Source organism: Streptomyces sp. NPDC016459, assembly GCF_040632845.1.
Lineage (GTDB): Bacteria > Actinomycetota > Actinomycetes > Streptomycetales > Streptomycetaceae > Streptomyces.
On record NZ_JBEYCR010000001.1, the window covers coordinates 414,465 to 432,046 of the forward strand.

At 72.6% G+C, this 17,582-nt stretch carries 14 protein-coding genes and 2 pseudogenes; 12 read left to right on the forward strand and 4 right to left on the reverse strand.

Features of this window, described 5'->3' with window-relative positions:
- The first annotated feature begins 93 nt into the window (after positions 1-93).
- The 5 genes from lpdA (at position 94) to ABZ567_RS01880 (ending at position 8,159) form a co-directional block, all read left to right on the forward strand.
- A complete protein-coding gene (gene lpdA / locus ABZ567_RS01860; protein WP_360783384.1) occupies positions 94-1,482 on the forward strand; it encodes a dihydrolipoyl dehydrogenase in 1,389 nt (462 codons plus the stop codon).
- Between the two features lie 62 nt (positions 1,483-1,544).
- Positions 1,545-3,389: a 2-oxoglutarate dehydrogenase, E2 component, dihydrolipoamide succinyltransferase gene (sucB, locus tag ABZ567_RS01865; RefSeq protein ID WP_360783387.1), complete on the forward strand. Its 1,845-nt coding sequence runs from the start codon at positions 1,545-1,547 to the stop codon at positions 3,387-3,389.
- 129 nt (positions 3,390-3,518) lie between these two features.
- The gene (locus tag ABZ567_RS01870; protein WP_073806834.1) at positions 3,519-4,142 is read left to right on the forward strand and encodes a GntR family transcriptional regulator; all 624 of its coding nucleotides are present in this window, start codon (positions 3,519-3,521) and stop codon (positions 4,140-4,142) included.
- Between the two features lie 300 nt (positions 4,143-4,442).
- Entirely contained in the window at positions 4,443-7,157 is a 2,715-nt protein-coding gene (gene aceE, locus ABZ567_RS01875; RefSeq protein WP_360783389.1) for a pyruvate dehydrogenase (acetyl-transferring), homodimeric type, read from the forward strand.
- Between the two features lie 36 nt (positions 7,158-7,193).
- The gene (locus ABZ567_RS01880; RefSeq protein ID WP_360783392.1) at positions 7,194-8,159 is read left to right on the forward strand and encodes a YafY family protein; all 966 of its coding nucleotides are present in this window, start codon (positions 7,194-7,196) and stop codon (positions 8,157-8,159) included.
- Between the two features lie 17 nt (positions 8,160-8,176).
- Here the strand turns inward: ABZ567_RS01880 and ABZ567_RS01885 are convergent, their stop codons facing one another.
- Positions 8,177-9,106 (reverse strand): SDR family oxidoreductase, encoded by a 930-nt coding sequence (locus tag ABZ567_RS01885; protein WP_360783395.1) that lies wholly within the window; start codon positions 9,104-9,106, stop codon positions 8,177-8,179.
- 99 nt (positions 9,107-9,205) lie between these two features.
- On the opposite strand from ABZ567_RS01885, the gene ABZ567_RS01890 reads away from it, so the two are divergent.
- Positions 9,206-9,727, forward strand: a complete 522-nt coding sequence (locus ABZ567_RS01890; protein ID WP_360784986.1) for a DUF4240 domain-containing protein — start codon at positions 9,206-9,208, stop codon at positions 9,725-9,727.
- Positions 9,728-9,775: 48 nt separating this feature from the next.
- Here the strand turns inward: ABZ567_RS01890 and ABZ567_RS01895 are convergent.
- A pseudogene (locus ABZ567_RS01895) lies at positions 9,776-10,008 on the reverse strand (SDR family oxidoreductase); the annotation flags it as partial.
- Between the two features lie 9 nt (positions 10,009-10,017).
- Here ABZ567_RS01895 and ABZ567_RS01900 point away from each other — a divergent pair.
- Positions 10,018-10,214: pseudogene (locus ABZ567_RS01900) on the forward strand (hypothetical protein); the annotation flags it as partial.
- On the opposite strand, the gene ABZ567_RS01905 reads toward ABZ567_RS01900, so the two are convergent.
- The gene (locus ABZ567_RS01905; protein WP_360783398.1) at positions 10,189-10,689 is read right to left on the reverse strand and encodes a GNAT family N-acetyltransferase; all 501 of its coding nucleotides are present in this window, start codon (positions 10,687-10,689) and stop codon (positions 10,189-10,191) included. The pseudogene ABZ567_RS01900 and the gene ABZ567_RS01905 sit on opposite strands and share 26 nt — an antisense overlap.
- A gap of 47 nt (positions 10,690-10,736) precedes the next feature.
- Between ABZ567_RS01905 and ABZ567_RS01910 the strand changes: the two genes are divergently transcribed.
- Both ABZ567_RS01910 and ABZ567_RS01915 read left to right on the forward strand, forming a co-directional pair.
- Entirely contained in the window at positions 10,737-11,648 is a 912-nt protein-coding gene (locus ABZ567_RS01910) for a TIGR01777 family oxidoreductase (protein ID WP_360783401.1), read from the forward strand.
- Between the two features lie 279 nt (positions 11,649-11,927).
- Entirely contained in the window at positions 11,928-13,304 is a 1,377-nt protein-coding gene (locus ABZ567_RS01915; RefSeq protein WP_360783403.1) for an NAD(P)/FAD-dependent oxidoreductase, read from the forward strand.
- Positions 13,305-13,382: 78 nt separating this feature from the next.
- On the opposite strand, the gene ABZ567_RS01920 is transcribed toward ABZ567_RS01915, so the two are convergent.
- Positions 13,383-14,942, reverse strand: a complete 1,560-nt coding sequence (locus ABZ567_RS01920) for a regulator (RefSeq protein ID WP_360783406.1) — start codon at positions 14,940-14,942, stop codon at positions 13,383-13,385.
- A gap of 289 nt (positions 14,943-15,231) precedes the next feature.
- On the opposite strand from ABZ567_RS01920, the gene lipB reads away from it, so the two are divergent.
- From lipB to ABZ567_RS01935, 3 genes are all read left to right on the forward strand, one after another.
- Positions 15,232-16,041, forward strand: coding sequence for a lipoyl(octanoyl) transferase LipB (gene lipB, locus ABZ567_RS01925; RefSeq protein WP_360783408.1), 810 nt, complete (start codon positions 15,232-15,234; stop codon positions 16,039-16,041).
- 111 nt (positions 16,042-16,152) lie between these two features.
- Positions 16,153-17,109, forward strand: a complete 957-nt coding sequence (gene lipA / locus ABZ567_RS01930; protein WP_360783411.1) for a lipoyl synthase — start codon at positions 16,153-16,155, stop codon at positions 17,107-17,109.
- Between the two features lie 251 nt (positions 17,110-17,360).
- A complete protein-coding gene (locus ABZ567_RS01935; protein ID WP_360783414.1) occupies positions 17,361-17,576 on the forward strand; it encodes a hypothetical protein in 216 nt (71 codons plus the stop codon).
- Positions 17,577-17,582: the final 6 nt, after the last annotated feature.

Here is a 17,582-nt window from a genome sequence, read left to right on the forward strand (position 1 = left end):
CCCCACCACAGGGCCGAAATAAAGCGGCCGAACACCAGCCGCCGCCCGGTCGCTGAAGACCGGCGACGAGCGCACATGCATGGAGGACGTGACGTGGCGAACGACGCCAGCACCGTTTTCGACCTAGTGATCCTCGGCGGCGGTAGCGGCGGTTACGCCGCGGCCCTGCGCGGAGCGCAGCTGGGCCTGGACGTCGCACTGATCGAGAAGAACAAGCTCGGCGGCACCTGCCTGCACAACGGCTGCATCCCGACGAAGGCCCTGCTCCACGCCGGCGAGGTCGCCGACCAGGCGCGCGAGGCCGAGCAGTTCGGTGTCAAGGCCTCCTTCGAGGGCATCGACATCAAGGGCGTGCACAAGTACAAGGACGACGTGATCTCCGGCCTGTACAAGGGTCTGCAGGGTCTCGTCGCCTCCCGCAAGGTGACCTACATCGAGGGCGCCGGCCGTCTCTCCTCCCCGACCTCCGTCGATGTCGACGGGCGTCGCGTCGAGGGTCGTCACGTCCTCCTCGCCACCGGCTCCGTGCCGAAGTCGCTCCCCGGCCTGGAGATCGACGGCAACCGGATCATCACCTCGGACCACGCGCTGACCCTCGACCGGGTCCCGGAGTCCGCGATCATCCTCGGCGGCGGTGTCATCGGCGTCGAGTTCGCCTCCGCGTGGAAGTCCTTCGGCACCGACGTCACGGTGATCGAGGGCATGAAGCACCTCGTCCCCGTCGAGGACGAGAACAGCTCGAAGCTCCTGGAGCGCGCGTTCCGCAAGCGCGGCATCAAGTTCAACCTCGGGACCTTCTTCCAGGCCGCCGAGTACACCGACAACGGCGTCAAGGTCACCCTCGCCGACGGCAAGACCTTCGAGGCCGAGGTACTGCTCGTCGCCATCGGCCGCGGCCCGGTCTCCGCCGGTCTCGGTTACGAGGAGCAGGGCGTCGCGATGGACCGCGGCTACGTCCTGGTCGACGAGTACATGCGCACCAACGTGCCGACGATCTCGGCCGTGGGCGACCTCGTCCCGACGCTCCAGCTCGCGCACGTCGGCTTCGCCGAGGGCATCCTCGTCGCGGAGCGTCTGGCCGGCCTCAAGGCCGTCCCGATCGACTACGACGGTGTGCCCCGGGTGACGTACTGCCACCCCGAGGTCGCCTCCGTCGGCATCACCGAGGCCAAGGCCAAGGAGATCTACGGCGCGGACAAGGTCGTCGCCCTGAAGTACAACCTCGCGGGCAACGGCAAGAGCAAGATCCTCAAGACCGCGGGCGAGATCAAGCTCGTCCAGGTCAAGGACGGTGCCGTGGTCGGCGTCCACATGGTCGGTGACCGCATGGGCGAGCAGGTCGGCGAAGCGCAGCTGATCTACAACTGGGAGGCGCTGCCGGCCGAGGTCGCGCAGCTCATCCACGCCCACCCGACGCAGAACGAGGCGCTCGGCGAGGCCCACCTGGCCCTGGCCGGCAAGCCGCTGCACTCCCACGACTGACGCTCACGTCATCACAGGGCGCGACGACCACATTCCGCAATTCGTTAGGAGCAACTGAAACCATGTCGGTTTCCGTAACCCTGCCGGCGCTCGGCGAGAGCGTCACCGAGGGCACCGTCACCCGCTGGCTCAAGGCCGAGGGTGAGCGTGTCGAGGCCGACGAGCCGCTGCTCGAGGTCTCGACCGACAAGGTCGACACCGAGATCCCGGCCCCCGCCTCGGGCATCCTGGCCTCCATCAAGGTCGCCGAGGACGAGACCGTCGAGGTCGGCGCCGAGCTCGCCATCATCGACGACGGCTCCGGCGCCCCGGCCGAGGCCGCCGCCCCGGCCGCCGAGGCCGCCCCCGCCGAGGCCGGGGCCGCTCCGGCCGCCGAGGCCGCCCCGCAGCAGGAGGCCCCGGCGCCCGAGCCGCAGGCCGCCGCGCCGTCCACCGAGGCCGAGGCCCCGGCTCCGGCCCCGACGGCCGAGGCGGCTGCCGGCGGCGGTTCCGCCGAGGGCACCGACGTCGTGCTGCCGGCGCTCGGCGAGTCCGTCACCGAGGGCACCGTGACCCGCTGGCTGAAGTCGGTCGGCGAGGAGGTCACGGAGGACGAGCCGCTGCTCGAGGTCTCCACGGACAAGGTCGACACCGAGATCCCGGCCCCGGCCTCGGGTGTCCTCCTGGAGATCGTCGTCGCCGAGGACGAGACCGCCGAGGTCGGCGCCAAGCTGGCCGTCATCGGCGTCGCGGGTGCCGCTCCGGCCGCCCCCGCCGCCCCGGCCCCGGCTCCGGCTGCCGCCGCTCCGGCCGCGCCCGCCGCCCCGGCTCCGGCCCCGGCCGCCCAGGCTCCGGCCGCCCCGGCCCCTGCCCCCGCCCCGCCCGCGGCTGCCCCCGCCGCCCCGGCCGCGGCTGCCCCCGCTCCGGCCCCGGCTCCCGCCCAGGCTCCGGCTCCCGCCCCGGCTGCCGCCACCCCCGCCCCCGCGGCTCCGGCCGCTCCGGCCGAGGACGGCGCGTACGTCACCCCGCTGGTCCGCAAGCTCGCCACGGAGAACGGTGTCGACCTGGGCGCCGTCAAGGGCTCGGGCGTCGGCGGCCGTATCCGCAAGCAGGACGTCCTCGCGGCCGCCGAGGCCAAGAAGGCCGCCCCGGCCCCCGCCGCCGCTCCGGCAGCCGCGAAGGCCCCGGCCCTCGAGACCTCCCCGCTGCGCGGTCAGACCGTCAAGATGACCCGCATGCGCAAGGTCATCGGCGACAACATGATGAAGGCGCTGCACGGCCAGGCCCAGCTGACCTCGGTCGTCGAGGTCGACATCACCAAGCTGATGAAGCTGCGCGGCCGCGCGAAGGACGCCTTCGCCGCCCGTGAGGGCGTCAAGCTGTCCCCGATGCCGTTCTTCGTGAAGGCGGCGGCCCAGGCGCTGAAGGCCCACCCGGTCATCAACGCCCGGATCAACGAGGACGAGGGCACGATCACCTACTTCGACACCGAGAACATCGGTATCGCGGTGGACTCCGAGAAGGGTCTGATGACCCCGGTCATCAAGGGTGCGGGCGACCTCAACATCGCCGGCATCTCGAAGAAGACCGCGGAGCTGGCCGGTGCCGTGCGCGCCAGCAAGATCACGCCGGACGACCTGGCCGGCGCGACCTTCACCATCTCCAACACCGGTTCGCGCGGCGTCCTGTTCGACACGATCATCGTGCCCCCGAACCAGGTCGCCATCCTGGGCATCGGCGCCACCGTGCGTCGTCCGGTCGTCATCGACCACCCGGACCTGGGTGAGACGATCGCGATCCGCGACATGACGTACGTCGCGCTGTCCTACGACCACCGTCTGGTGGACGGCGCAGACGCCGCCCGCTACCTGACGGCGGTCAAGGCGATCCTGGAGGCCGGCGAGTTCGAGGTCGACCTCGGCCTGTAAGGCCGTGTGAGGGCCGTACGCCCGACTGGCAACGTAACGAGCCTCACCTGCGGCGCCCCCGTCCGGAAGTGTTTCCGGGCGGGGGCGCCGCCGTATTGTCTAAGGGTCAACACTCCCTGAGGAGCCTTCATGACCGTCCCCGTCGTCCACTCGCTGCGCGAACAGATCCGCGAGCACATCGTGGAGGGGATCGTCAGCGGCCGCTGGAAGCCGGGCGAGCGGATCGTGGAGCGCCGGATCGCGACCGAGCTGGAGGTCTCCCAGACCCCCGTCCGCGAGGCGCTGCGCGAGCTGGAGTCGCTGCGCCTGATCGAGTCGGCGCCGAACAAGGGCGTCCGGGTCCGCAATCTGACCGCGGCGGACCTGGAGGAGAGCTACCCCGTACGCGCGGGTCTGGAGCAGATCGCGGCCGAACTGGCGGCCCGGCGGCTCGCGGCGGACTGCTCGGCCCTGGAGCCGCACGTGGCGGCCCTGTACGAGGCGGACGCGACCTCCGACGGCACGGCGCAGGTACGGCACACGGTGGCGTTCCACCGGGAGCTGGTGAAGGCCGCGGGGAACGGCGTGCTCCTGCACACCTGGGAGACGCTGGGCATCGAGGTCTTCACGGCCCTGTCGATCCGCTGGCTCGGCACGGTCCAGAAGTCGTACGCGGAGGAGCATCAGGAGCTGGTGGAGGCCTTCCGCAGGGGCGATCCGAACATCGGTGCGCTGGTGAAGGCGCATGTGCTGGGCTGCGCGCCGAGGGCCTGAAGCCATAGCCGTACGCACAGTGAGCGGGTCCACCGTCCGGTGGGCCCGCTCATTCGTGCGGGCACCTTCTCAGAAAGCTGCTCCCACCTGCGAAAACGGCGGGAAAACCAGGCACCGGGTGCCCTGTTTCGCGGCACCCTGTGCCTACTTTCTCGATCTGAAGAGGTTTTCCCCTTCAACCCTTTGATCGATCATCGATCGGAGGCTTACAGTCTTCGGCGGGCCGCTACCCGGCCCTTCGCCCTGTCCTGCCAGACACGGCACCCCTTCTCCACCCCACCTGTCCGGAAGGCGGCGATCATGACCGATCCCGTAGGCAAGACTCCGAGCGAGCTCGACCAGCTCCCGGACCGTGACACCGAGGAGACCGCCGAATGGGCGGCCTCCCTGGACGCCGTCACCAAGGCCGCCGGCCCCCACCGGGCCGCCTACCTGATGCGCCGCACGCTCCAGCACGCGGAGGGCGCGGGCCTGGCCCTGCCCAAGCTGCTGGAGACGGACTACGTCAACACCATCCCGACCTCCGCCGAGCCGACGGGTGCCGACTTCGACGGCGACGAGGACATGGAGCGCCGGATCACCGCCTGGAACCGCTGGAACGCGGCGGCGATGGTCTCCCGCGGCTCCAAGTACGGCGTCGGCGGCCACATCGCCACCTTCGCCTCGGCCGCCTGGCTGTACGAGACCGGCTTCAACCACTTCTTCAAGGGCAAGGACTCCGGAGACGCGGTCGGTTCCGGCGACCAGCTCTACATCCAGGGTCACGCCGCCCCCGGCATCTACGCCCGCGCGTTCCTGGACGGACGCCTGAACGAGGCCCACCTCGACAACTTCCGGCAGGAGTCCGGCGGCAACGGCCTGCCCTCCTACCCGCACCCGCGCCGCCTCCCCTGGCTGTGGGAGTTCCCCACCGTCTCCATGGGTCTCGGCCCGCTCTCCGCGATCTACCAGGCGCGCTTCAACCGCTACCTGACCAACCGCGCCATCAAGGACGTCTCCGCCTCGCACGTGTGGGCGTTCCTCGGTGACGGCGAGATGGACGAGCCCGAGTCGACCGCGGCCCTCGCCCTGGCCGCCCGCGAGGGTCTGGACAACCTGACCTTCGTCATCAACTGCAACCTGCAGCGCCTCGACGGCCCGGTCCGCGCCAACTTCAAGATCGTGCAGGAGCTGGAGGCCCAGTTCCGCGGCGCCGGCTGGAACGTCGTGAAGTCGCTGTGGGGCAACGCCTGGGACGAGCTGTTCGCGCTCGACACCACCGGCGCCCTCGTCCGCCGCCTCCGCGAGGTGCCGGACGCGCAGGTCCAGACGTACCAGACCCGCGACGCCGCCTACATCCGCCAGGACTTCTTCGGCAAGGACCCGGCGCTCGTCGCGATGGCGCAGCTGCTGAGCGACGACAAGATCCTGGAGTGCTTCCACCTCTCGCGCGGTGGCCACGAGCCGCGCAAGGTGTACGCCGCGTACAAGGCCGCCCTGGAGTTCAAGGGCGCGCCGACGGTCATCCTCGCGCAGACCGTCAAGGGCTTCACGCTCGGTGAGGGATTCGCGTCGAAGAACGCGAACCACCAGATGAAGAAGCTCTCGAACGACGAGTTCAAGAACATGCGCGACCTGCTCGACCTGCCGATCTCGGACGCGCAGTTCACCGACGGCCAGGTGCCCTACGGCCACCCCGGCGCCGACTCCCCCGAGGTCCGCTACCTCCAGGAGCGCCGGGCGGCCCTCGGCGGCCCGGCCCCGGCCCGCCGCACCCAGCCGCTCGCCCCGCTTCCGGCCCCGGCCGAGAAGGCCTTCACCGCCTTCGACAAGGGCTCCGGCTCGCAGTCGATGGCGACGACGATGGCGTTCGTACGGCTCATCAAGGACCTGATCCGGGACAAGGAGACCGGCAGGCGCTGGGTCCCGATCGTCCCGGACGAGGCCCGCACCTTCGGCATGGAGAGCCTCTTCCCGTCCCTCGGCATCTACTCGCCGAAGGGCCAGACGTACGAGCCGGTCGACCGCGACCAGCTGATGTACTACAAGGAGGCCGTCAACGGCCAGATCCTCAACGAGGGGATCACCGAGGCCGGTTCGATGGCCGACTTCATCGCCGCTTCCACCGCGTACTCCACGCACGGCGAGGCGATGATCCCGTTCTACATCTTCTACTCCATGTTCGGCTGGCAGCGGACCGCCGACCAGATGTGGCAGCTCGGCGACCAGCTCGGCCGCGGCTTCCTCGTCGGCGCCACCGCGGGCCGTACGACCCTGACCGGTGAGGGCCTCCAGCACGCCGACGGCCACTCGCCGGTGATCGCGGCGACGAACCCGGCGGCGCTGACGTACGACCCGGCGTTCGCCTACGAGGTCGCGGTCATCGTCAAGGAGGGTCTGCGCCGGATGTACGGCGAGGCCGCCGAGGGCGAGGACCAGAACGTCTTCTACTACCTCACCGTCTACAACGAGCCGATGCCGCAGCCGGCCAAGCCGGCCGGGATCGACGAGGGCATCGTCAAGGGCCTCTACCGCTTCAACACGGCGGAGTCGGCCGGTCTCGACCTCCCGGCGAACGCCCCGCGCATCCAGCTCCTCTCCTCCGGTACGGCCATCCACTGGGCCCTGGAGGCGCAGAAGCTGCTCGCCGCCGAGTGGGGCGTGGGCGCCGACGTGTGGTCCGCGACCTCCTGGACGGAGCTGCGGCGCGACGCCCTGGAGGCCGACGCGGCGTTGCTGCGCGGCGAGGAGCGGGTGCCGTACATCCGCCGGGCCCTGGAGGGCGTCGGCTCCCCGGTCCTCGCCGTCTCCGACTACATGCGCCAGGTCCCGGACCAGATCGCGCAGTGGGTCGAGCAGGACTGGTCCTCGCTGGGCGCCGACGGCTTCGGTCTGTCGGACACCCGTGACGCGGCCCGCCGCCACTTCGGCGTCGACGCCCAGTCGATCGTCGTCGCGGCGCTCGCGCAGCTCGCGCGGCGCGGCGAGGTGCGGGCGACGTCCGTGAAGGAGGCGCGCGAGCGCTACGGCCTCTGAGGCCCGACTGTCCGTGCGGGCACGCATGATGGGTTCATGCGTGCCGCCCGGCTGATCAAGATGGTCCTGCTGCTCCAGTCCCGTCCCTCGATGACGGCGGCCGAACTGGCCGATGAGCTGGAGGTGTCCGAACGGACCGTCACCCGTGACGCCCTCGCCCTCTCCGAGGCGGGGGTTCCGGTGTACGCGGACCGGGGCAGGACCGGCGGGTACCGGCTGGTCGGCGGCTACCGCACCCGTCTCACCGGCCTGGCGCGCGGCGAGGCCGAGGCGCTGTTCCTGTCCGGACTGCCGGGCGCGCTGCGGGACATGGGCCTGGAGGACGCGGCGTCGGCGGCCCGGCTCAAGGTGTCGGCGGCACTCCTGCCCTCGCTGCGGGACGCGCCCCGCACGGCGGCCCAGCGCTTCCACCTGGACGCGCCCGGCTGGTACCAGGAGCCGGTGACCCCGCAACTGCTCCCGGCGCTCGCGGAGGCGGTCTGGGACGACCGGTGCGTCCGGGTCCGCTACCGGCGCGGGGGCGGTACGGAGGTGGAGCGGGAGCTGCGGCCGTACGGGCTCGTCCTGAAGGCGGGCGTCTGGTACGCGTGCGCGTGGACGGACGGCTCGTTCCGTACGTACCGGGTGGACCGGTTCACGGCGGTGTCGGTGGGCGAGGACCGCTTCGAACGGGATCCGGACTTCGACCTGCCCGCGTTCTGGTCCGACCGCTCCCACGAGTTCGCGCGCTCCCTGCTCCGGGCCGAGGCGGTCCTGCGTCTGACGGCGGCGGGAGCGCGGCGGCTTCCGTACGTGACGGACCGGGCGGCGGCCGAGGAGGCCCTCGCGGCGGGCACCACCGAGGCCGACGGCCGCCTCCGGGTGAGCCTTCGCGTCGAGAACGAGGAGGTGGCCTTCGGCCAGCTCCTCGGTCTGGGCCCGGAGGCGGAGGTGCTGGCCCCGGACACACTCCGGAAGCGGTTCGCGGAGGCGGCCCGGGGCCTGGGAGAGCTGTACGGGTAGGCGGGCCCTCGCCGGGGCTACCGGTAGTCGTCCACGGACGCGTTCTCGTCCGTCTCCTTCGCGATGATGAAGCCCCAGGCGTCCGGCCGCGAGCCGTCGGCGTCGGTGAAGCCGTACTCCTTCGCCAGTTGTCCGCTGGAGAGGGACCGGCCGTTCCAGCGGGCCCGGTCGGGGTCGGCGGCGAGGGCGGCGATCGCGCGGCCCACGTAGACCGGGGACTCGGCGACGGCGAAGTCGGGGAGCTTCTCGGCGGCGTCGCGCCAGTTGTCCTCGGTCACGCCGAAGTGGTCCAGCATCTGTTCCGAGCGGAGCCAGCCGGGGGTGATCGCGACCGCCGTGCCGCCGGACGGCTCCAGGTCGCGCGCGAGGCCGAACGCCATCCGGATCGGGGCGTTCTTGGCGAGGTCGTAGTAGATGTTCTCGCGGTAGCGGGTGTTGTTGTACTCGGCCGTGCCGTCGGTGACCTCGACGAGGAGGCACCCGGGGTGCCGGACGAGCAGCGGCGTGGCCGCCGCGCTGGTGACGAGGTGGCTCTTCACGCCCAGCTCCAGCATGCGCAGTCCGTCGGCGAGTTCCATCTCCCAGATCTTCTTGCCGAAGCCGGCGATGACCAGGTGCTCGCCGCCCCAGATGTCGTTGACGAGGACGTCGAGCCGCCCCCGCTCCCGGTCGATCCGGTCGACGAGGGCCCGGACCTGGTCCACCTCCAGATGGTCGGTGGGGACGGCGATGCCCTCCCCGCCGGCGGCCGTCACCAGTTCGGCGGTCTCCTCGATGGTCTCGGTCGCCCGGCCGACCTCGCTGAGCTTCTCGCGGGTGGTGCGGCCGGTGACGTACACGGTGGCGCCGGCGGCCCCGAGCTGGACGGCGATGGCCCGTCCGGCTCCTCGGGTGGCGCCCGCGACCAGGCAGATCCGTCCGTGCAGCGGCTTCGTCTCAGTCGTCATGGGCACCAGCGTGGCAGCAAAAGACGACACCTTCTGTCCTGATTGATTTCGGCCTTTCCGGGTGCGTCGCGTCCCGCGAACCACGATGCTTGTCCCGTGATGGACGAGACGGAGTTCTGGCAGATCATCGACACCTCCCGTGAGGAAGCCGAGGGCGACCCCGAGGAGCAGGCCGATCTGCTCGTGGAGCGGCTGACCCGCCTCGATCCCGACTCCGTGCTCGACTACGCGCGCCACTTCGAGGCCCGCTACAACCGCGCGTACCTCTGGGACCTGTGGGGCGCGGCGGCCGTGCTGTTCGACGGGGCGGGGGACGAGACCTTCGACTCGTTCCGCTGCTGGCTCATCGGGCAGGGCCGGGAGGTCTACGAGGGCGCGGTGCACGATCCCGACGCGCTGGCGGAGCTGCTCGGCGACTTCGACGTGGAGATCGACGGGGACGGTGAGGAGATCGGTTTCGCGGCGGACGAGGCGTACGAGCGGCTGACCGGCGCCGAGACCCCCGATCTGGGCATCCCCATGCCGGGCGGGGAGCCGCTCGGCACCCCCTTCAACCTGACGGACGACGAGGTGCTCGCGAGCCGTTTCCCCCGGCTGTGGGAGCGCTTCGGCGCCGGGTAGGACGGCCGGGGCAGCGACCGCCGGCCGTGCCTGGTTCACGGACGCCCGTCAGAAGTGCGTGCCGCCGTCGACGCGGATCTCGGTGCCGGTGATGAACGGCTCCGGTCGGTGTCCTCGGGCAGGCCGGGGCCGACGCTGCGGCGGCCGGCGCCGGTGCCGTCGGTCATGCCGGAGGAGACGGAGCCGGGCCGGACGGCGGTGCAGCGGATGCCCTGCTCGGCGTACTCGGCGGCGAGCGCGTGGGTCATGGACTGGATGCCGCCCTTGCCGGCCGCGTAGGCCGGCTCGCGGCGGCGGCGGCGGCCACGGACGCGATCCGGATCGCCCTGGAGACCTGGTCGGAGACGGACGCGCCGGTGCGCGGCGAGGGGCCCCGGCGCGGCTCGCGGTGCGGTGCGCGCGCGAACTGATGAGCGGGATGCGGCTGTGGCACCCCGGAGGCCGGCGACCCCGCCCCGGCGTCACTCCGTCAGTGACCGGCCCATGAGCACGTCGTCCACGGGCACGCCGTCGAACAGGAACTCCCCCGGGAGCACGCCCTCGACCGCGAAGCCCTCGGAGGCGTAGAGCGCTCGGGCCGGGGCGTTGTGCCCGAGGACCCGGAGCGTGATCCGGACGGCGCCGTCCGCACGCGCCTTGTCCATCGCGGCCCGCAGCAGCGCCCGCGCCACGCCCCGCCCCCGGACGGACTCGGCCACGACGAGGCCCTGGATCTGGCGTACGTGGGCGTTGGACGCGAGCCGGGTCGGCGGCGTGACCCGGACATAGCCGACGACGGCCCCCTCGCTCACCGCGACCAGGTAGTCCTCGGGCCGGTGGCGCTCGTCGAAGAACGGCTCGTACGGCGGGACGGGCGCGGGCAGCACCGCGTGGAGGGGCGACCAGGCGGCCCGGTCGAGCGCGCCGAGGGCGTCCTCGTCCCCGGCTGCGGCCCCGCGTATCCCTGTCTCCGACACCCTCATGACGGCCACTGTGCCATGCGCCCGGCCGGGGAGGGCAGGATGAGCCCATGCAGCGTTCCGCCACCCGCAAGCGTGTCGCCGTCACCGGCGCCTCCGGGCTCATCGGCTCGGCCCTCGTCCGCTCCCTGCGCGCCGACGGCCATGACGTCCTCCGGCTCGTCCGCCGCCCGGGCCGGGCGGCCGACGAGGTCGAATGGGACCCCAAGCGGCTGTACGTCGACGCCGCCGGCCTCGTCGGCGTCGACTCCGTCGTGCACCTGGCGGGCGCCGGGGTCGGCGAGCGCCGGTGGAGCGAGGCGTACAAGCAGGAGATCCGGGACAGCCGGGTGCTCGGCACGACGGCCGTCTCGCAGGCCCTCGCCTCGCTGGCGCAGCCGCCGGAGAGCCTGGTGTGCGGCACGGCGCTCGGCTGGTACGGGGACACCGGCAGCCGCGCGGTCGACGAGAGCGCCCCCTCCGGCACGGGTTTCCTGCCCGAGGTCTGCGTGGAGTGGGAGGCCGCCGCGGCCCCCGCGGAGGCGGCGGGCATCCGGGTCACCTACGCCCGCACCGGCCTGGTGGTGGCGCGCGAGGGCGGGGCCTGGGGGCGGCTCTTCCCCGTCTTCCGCGCCGGGCTCGGCGGGCGGATGGGCGACGGCCGCCAGTACTGGTCGTTCATCTCCCTCCACGACGAGGTGGCCGCCCTGCGCCATCTCGTCGACACCCCGTCGCTCTCCGGCCCGGTGAACCTGACGGCCCCCGACCCGGTCACCAACCGCGAGGTGACGGCGGCGATGGGCCGGGTCCTGCGCCGGCCGACCCTGTTCACCGTGCCCGCCCCGGCCCTGAAGGCGGTCCTCGGGGACTTCGCGCAGGACGTACTGGGCAGTCAGCGGGTGCTGCCGGGGCGGCTGTTGGAGTCCGGTTTCGACTTCGCGTTCCCGACGATCGACGACTCGATCAGGGCGGCGGCCGGCTGAACGAGGGCGCCGGGCACCGGGCGGCGGGCGGCGGGTGATGGCCGACGGCGGGCCGCTGAAACGAGGGCGCCGGGCAGCGGAACGGGGTGCTCCGTCGTACCTCGTGACCACCGGTCCCCGCACCTCTGCGCTCCCCCGTGCCGCACGCACCCCCGGTGCGCGCGGCTGGCACCCGTGGGAGCGCTGCCTAGGCTCGACCCGAACCGCGAACTCGGGCATTCCGGGGGCTCGTTGGGGGCATAGGCCTCCCACCGGCCGCGCCGACCTGGGGAGGGGCACGTGCTCAGCAGCGCAGACAGCGCAAGGAACGCACAGCGTACGGACGTCGTGGAGGCCGTCGACGTCGTGATCGTGGGAGCGGGGGTCGCGGGGCTCGCGGCCGCCCACCGGCTGACCGGCGCGGGGCTCTCCGTCGCCGTCCTGGAGGCGGAGTCCCGGATCGGGGGCCGGATGGCGACCGACGCCGTCGACGGCTTCCTCCTCGACCGGGTCGGGCCGGTGCTCACCCTGTCGCCGGAGGAGCTGCGGGCCACCCCGGGGCTCGACGGCCTCGTGCTGCGCCCCTTCGCCCCGGGAGTGCTCGTCCACAGCGACGGGCGGTACGCGCGGTGGGGCGCTCCGCATCCGCGCCGGGTCGCCGGAGCGGCCAGGGGCGGGGGCAAAGGGAGCGTGGGGGGAGCGTTCAGCGTCGCGCGCGCCCTCGCGAGCGCCCCCCGTCATCCGGCGTACTCGCTCGACCAGGCGCGGCTCGGCGCCTCCCTCGTCCGGCTCGCCGCGACCCCGACGCAACGTCTCCTGACCCGGCCCGAGCGGACGGCGCGTGAGGCGCTCACCGCGCGGCTGCCCGCCAGGACCGTGCAGGGGGTGCTGCGGCCGCTGCTCGCGGCGCTCCTCGGCGACCCGGACCTCGGCACGTCGAGCCGCCACGCGGACCTGGCGCTGCGCGCCTTCGCCCGGGGCTGGGCGGCCGTCCCCGAGGGCGGTTCGGGTGCGTTTCCCGAACGGCTCGCCGCCCCGCTGCCGCCGGGCACGGTCCGTACCGGGGTACGGGTGACGGAGGCGTCCGTCACCCGGGTCACGACGGCGGAGCACGGGGTGTTCCGGTGCCGTTCGGTGCTGCTCGCGACGGGGGCGCGGACGGCGGCGGCGCTGCTTCCCGGCCTGCGGACGCCTGCCTTCCACTCCGTGACGGTGCTCCACCACACGGCGCCCGTGGCACCCGCGGGGGACCCGACGCTGCTCCTGGAGTCCGACCCGGGCGGGCCGGTGGCGCACACGGCCGTGATGAGCGCGGTCGACCCGCGCCGGGCGCCGGAGGGCCGGGCGCTGATCACCTCGACGGTGCTGGGGACGCCGCCGGACGACACGGAACGGCGGGTCCGCAAGCACCTGGCCACGCTGTACGGGACGTCCACCGACGAATGGGAGCTGATCGGCCTGCGCCACACCCGGGACGCGTATCCGGCGATGACAGCGCCGCACGACGCCCGCCGCCCGGTCCGGCTGCTCTCGGGCCTCTACGTCTGCGGCGACCACCGCGCCACGGCCACCCCCCAGGGCGCCCTCTCCTCCGCCGCCCGAGCCGCCCGAGCCGTCCTGACGGACCTGGGCGTCCGGGTCCCCCCACGGGGGGAGGCGCACGGGGAGGCGGCTTGAGGAGGGGCCACGACAGCCACGGCAGCGGGCGTGGGCCACGAGCGCACGGGCCCCGGGGCGCGGCTCCCCCGCCGCCGCTCAGCCGATCGCGGCCACCCGGTCGCGGTACGTGCGCGCCGCCGCCGCGTCCCGGTACGGCTCCAGGCGGCGCTCGAAGTCGCGTACGTACTCCACGGCCCGGGCCGACCGCATCTCCGAGGCCTGCTGCGCCGCCTCGGCCCCGAGCGCGCACGCCTGGTCCAGTTCGCCGAGGGCGAGGCGGGACGTGGCCAGGACGACCCGGCAGAAGAGCCGGCTGCGGGCGAAGCCGGGGGCGCGGAGCTGGAGGGCCCGTTCGGCGTGCTGCGCGGCGGGCCGGTACTGCTGGAGGTCGCGGTGGCAGTGGCCGAGCTCGTCGGCGAGCTGGGCCTCGTCGAACATCCGGGCCCAGTACGGCACCTCGTCGCCCGGCCGGGCCGCATCGAGGGCCCGCTCGGCCCGTACGAGCGAGGCACTGCACGCGCGTGCCTCGCCGAGGACCGCGTGCGCCCGCGCCTCCACCGCGTGCAGCATCGCCTGGACGACGGGGGGCGCGGCGGCTCCGACGCCCTGCTGGGCGACCCGGGCGAGCTGCACGGCCTCCCTGCCGTGGCCGAGGTAGACGGCCTGGCAGCTCATGGTGAGGAGCACGTACGAGCCGTAGGCCCGGTCCCCCGCGGCCTGGGCCAGGCGCAGCGCCTGGACGAAGTAGCGCTGGGCGAGGCCGTGGGCGGCGATGTCGTACGAGGTCCACCCGGCGAGCCGGGTGAGGTCGGCGGCGGCGGCGAAGAGGCGCCGGCCGACGGCCTCCCCGTAGGTCCCGCGCAGCATCGGCTCGGTCTCGTGCTCCAGGTAGCGGACGAGGGCCTGGCGGGCGTGGCCTCCGCCGTAGGCGTGGTCGAGGGTGCGGAAGAGTTCGCCGACCGAGCGGAGGGCGGCGATGTCGCCGCTGGAGACCCGCTGGCCGGGCCCCCGGTCCGTACCGCGCTGGCGTGGCACGGAGAAGCGGCCCTGGGGCGGGACCCGGGGGTCGTGCGGGACCCGGGGGTCGTGCGGGAGACGCGTGTCGTGCCCGAGCCGGGGGTCGTGCGGGACCCGGGCCTCGGTGAGGGTCGTGCTCGCCGTCGCGGTGAAGGAGCGGGGGCCGGGGCCGGGCGGAAGGTCCCCCCGTGCCACCCGGTCGTCCGCGCGCCCGATCAGCCAGTCGCGGCTGGGGACGACCAGGCCCGCCGGGGTGAAGGCGATCTTGCGGAGTTCGGCGTGGCTGCCGGAGTCCTTGCGCCACAGGCCGCTGACGATGTCGACGGCCTCCTCGGGGGTCGCGGCGAACTCCAGGCCCGCGTAGACGGGCGCGCAGGCGTCGAGGCCGAGGTCCTGGGCGGAGAGGCGGCGGCCGAGTCGGCGGGTGAAGACCTCGGCGATGAGCGCGGGCGTGGTGCCGCGCGGCTGCTGCCCGCGGAGCCAGCGGGTCACGGAGGTCTTGTCGTACCGCAGGTCGAGACCGTGTTCCAGGCCGAGCTGGTCCACCCGTCTGGCGAGCCCCGCGTGGGAGAACCCGGCTTCGGCGATGAGCGCGGCGAGCTGGCGGTTCGGGATGCGCTGCGGTGGTCGTTCCGTCATCAGCTGTGCGGTCTCCTGCCTTCCGGGTCCGGGCGGCAGCCCCGTCGGACCCTCATGGAACGGCGCGAATTTAGCGGTCCTCACGGCCCGTACCGCCAGCTTCGCCCCACATTCATCCGATCGTGTGAGGATTGATGGCACCGCTGACGTAGACGCCCCCGTCCACCTGCCGGAGGGGTGTCGCGGGCGCCGCCGTACAGTGGCATGGGCGCGAATGACCCGTTCGGCGCCGAGTCGGCCCGGGATGATCCCCGGTTCCCGGTCCCGGCACCCAGGAGGAGGCATGGCCGTGAGTGAGCTGCGATTCGTCCGCCTTGGATTCGGCGAGGACGCCGTCGACTACCAGGTGGCCTGGGACAAGCAGCGCGAGGTGCACGCCGCGCGGTTCGCGGACGAGATCGACGACACCTGTCTGCTCCTGGAGCACCCGCCGGTCTACACCGCCGGACGCCGTACGGCGGAGAGCGAGCGCCCGCTCGACGGGACGCCGGTGGTGGACGTCGACCGCGGGGGCAAGATCACCTGGCACGGCCCCGGCCAGCTCGTCGGCTACCCGATCATGAAGCTGCCCCGCCCGGTGGACGTCGTCGCGCACGTCCGCCGTCTGGAGGACGCGCTGATCCTCACTGCCGCCGAGTTCGGGATCGAGACGACCCGGGTCGAGGGCCGCAGCGGCGTCTGGGTCCTCGGGGACCCGGTGGAGCAGCAGCCGTCCCTGGGCGGTCTGTCGCTCGACTTCGACCCGCGTCTGCACGACGAGGAGTTCGACGCGCGTCTGAACGGCCCGGAGTACGCCCCGTCCAACGCCGGCCAGCGCCGCGAGGACCGCAAGCTCGCCGCCATCGGCATCCGGGTCGCCAAGGGCGTCACGATGCACGGCTTCTCGTTCAACGTGAACCCGGACAACGCCTGGTTCGACCGGATCATCCCGTGCGGCATCCGCGACGCGGGGGTGACCTCGCTCGCCAACGAGCTGGGCCGGGACATCTCGATCGCGGAGGTGCTCCCGGTGGTGGAGCGCCGGCTGCGGGAGGTGCTGGAGGGCGCGGAGCTGAAGCCGCGCGAGATCGAGCGTCCGGTGGAGCCGGCGTCGGCCTGAGGCGTCCCGAGGAATGCGGGGCACTGGCCAGAGGTTGGCCAGACGTAGTAAGGCATGAAAGCAACGACGTACGCTGGTGTACGCCGAAGAATCGAAGCTACAGGAGCCGATGTGTCCGCAGTCGCACCCGACGGACGCAAGATGCTGCGCCTGGAGGTCCGGAACGCCCAGACCCCCATCGAGCGCAAGCCCGAGTGGATCAAGACCCGGGCGAAGATGGGGCCCGAGTACACGAAGATGCAGGGTCTCGTGAAGAGCGAGGGTCTGCACACGGTCTGCCAGGAGGCGGGCTGTCCCAACATCTTCGAGTGCTGGGAGGACCGCGAGGCGACCTTCCTCATCGGCGGCGACCAGTGCACCCGGCGCTGCGACTTCTGCCAGATCGACACGGGCAAGCCCGAGGCCCTGGACCGTGACGAGCCTCGCCGGGTGGGCGAGTCGGTCGTCACGATGGACCTGAACTACGCCACCATCACGGGCGTCGCGCGTGACGACCTGGAGGACGGCGGCGCCTGGCTGTACGCGGAGACCGTGCGCCAGATCCACCAGCAGACGGCGGACCGGGCCGAGGGCCGCACCAAGGTCGAGCTGCTCGCGCCCGACTTCAACGCGGTGCCGGAACTCCTGGCCGAGGTCTTCGCCTCCCGCCCCGAGGTCTTCGCGCACAACGTGGAGACGGTGCCGCGGATCTTCAAGCGGATCCGCCCCGGTTTCCGTTACGAGCGTTCGCTCGACGTCATCACCCGGGCGCGGGACTACGGTCTGATCACGAAGTCGAACCTGATCCTCGGCATGGGCGAGACCCGCGAGGAGGTCAGCGAGGCACTCCAGCAGCTGCACGACGCGGGCTGCGAGCTGATCACGATCACCCAGTACCTGCGTCCGTCGGTCCGGCACCACCCCGTGGAGCGCTGGGTGAAGCCGCAGGAGTTCGTGGAGCTGAAGGAGGAGGCCGACGAGATCGGCTTCTCCGGCGTGATGTCGGGCCCGCTGGTCCGTTCCTCGTACCGCGCGGGGCGGCTGTACCAGCAGGCGATGGAGCAGCGCGGCCGCGCTGCGGGTGTGTGAATCCGAGCACAAGAAGTTACCGGCCAGTAGTGGCCGAATCCGGCGCGGCCCGTACGCTCCCGCAGCTCAGCGGGGAGGTGCGGGCCGCGTCGGCGTCCTCCGTACGTCCGGTCGGCCGCATCAACCTTTCATCAGTGTTTGACCGCCGGGTCACGCCCTGGTAACACCAATCTGTGAGCCTGGTTTCACACACCGCCACCTCCTGCTCACACCCCCGCCTCGTCTTACCCGCCATCGAGGGAGGACCCGCCATGCCGGGCGCATCGACCCACGTCCGCGTCACCCCGATCCCGTCCGTCACCGACGCCCTGAAGGCCGTGGAGTCACTCCTCCTCGGCGCCGGGCAGCGCACCGCACGGCGCAACGCCTGGAACTCCGTCCTGGAGGACCGCCGCCGTGCCAAGGACAGGGTCGAGGCCCAGCACGTGATGGAGGTCGCGTCGGGCCGGACTTCCCGGGCCACGTAAACTTCA